Raw genomic sequence first — 1253 nt, 5'->3', positions numbered from 1 at the left:
ACGCCTGCGCCGACGGTTCTGCCGCCTTCGCGGATAGCGAAACGCAAGCCTTCTTCTATGGCGATCGGGGTTATAAGGTCTATCGCCATCTGGATGTTGTCTCCGGGCATTACCATTTCTACCCCTTCAGGAAGCTTGATTACTCCGGTCACGTCTGTGGTGCGGAAATAAAACTGCGGCCTGTATCCGCCAAAGAACGGGGTGTGCCTGCCGCCTTCTTCTTTGGTCAATACGTAGACTTCCGCCATGAATTTGGTGTGCGGTTTGATCGAACCGGGCTTGGCTAATACCATGCCTCGCTCTACTTCTTTCCGGTCTACGCCTCTTAACAGGGTACCGATGTTGTCCCCGGCTTCTGCATAGTCTAATAGTTTTCTAAACATTTCTACCCCGGTGCATACCGTCTTGCGCGTGGCTTCTCTCATGCCTACTATTTCTACTTCGTCCCCGACTTTGACCTGCCCTCTTTCTACTCTGCCTGTGGTTACGGTACCGCGCCCTGTTATGGTGAATACGTCTTCTATCGGCATTAAAAACGGTTTGTCGGTCGCTCTCTGCGGCTGGGGCACATATTCGTCTACCGCGTCCATCAGTTCCCAAATGTGTCCGCACCATTCGCATTCTCTGCTGCCGCATCCGCATTCCAGCGCTTTGAGGGCTGAGCCTTTTACTACTGGTATATCGTCTCCGGGAAATTCATAGAAGTTTAACAGGTCTCTTACTTCCATGTCTACCAGTTCTAATAGTTCTTCATCATCTACCATGTCGATTTTGTTCATGAATACTACGATGTAGGGTACTCCTACCTGTCTCGACAGGAGAATGTGTTCCCTGGTCTGCGGCATCGGACCATCGGCGGCTGATACCACCAGTATGGCTCCGTCCATCTGTGCTGCCCCGGTAATCATGTTCTTTATGTAGTCTGCATGACCCGGGCAGTCTACATGGGCATAATGCCGGTTGTTTGTTTCATACTCTACATGGGCGGTGTTGATGGTTATGCCTCTTTCTCTTTCTTCCGGCGCCTTGTCAATTTCATCATAGGACGTGGCCTTGGCCTGACCGGTTTTGGATAAAGTCAGTGTGATTGCCGCTGTCAATGATGTCTTGCCGTGGTCTATATGACCTATGGTCCCAATGTTAAGATGCGGCTTCGTCCTCTCAAATTTCGCCTTTGCCATCTGTCGCTCTCACCTTTCCTCTTTTTTTATTTTATTTTTTAGCCACAGATTCACACAGATTTGCACAGATTG

Annotated in this window: 1 protein-coding gene; it reads right to left on the bottom strand. The window is 50.0% G+C overall.

Features of this window, described 5'->3' with window-relative positions:
* Window positions 1–1181, bottom strand: a 1181-nt coding sequence (gene tuf, locus JCM14374_RS12840) for an elongation factor Tu (RefSeq protein ID WP_054698195.1), incomplete at its 3' end; no start/stop codon positions are given.
* Window positions 1182–1253: the final 72 nt, after the last annotated feature.

Source organism: Syntrophomonas palmitatica JCM 14374 (assembly GCF_001311885.1).
Classification (GTDB): Bacteria; Bacillota; Syntrophomonadia; order Syntrophomonadales; family Syntrophomonadaceae; genus Syntrophomonas_A; species Syntrophomonas_A palmitatica.
The sequence above is the reverse complement of the archived record's forward strand: the minus strand, read 5'-3'. Positions and strand labels throughout refer to the sequence as shown.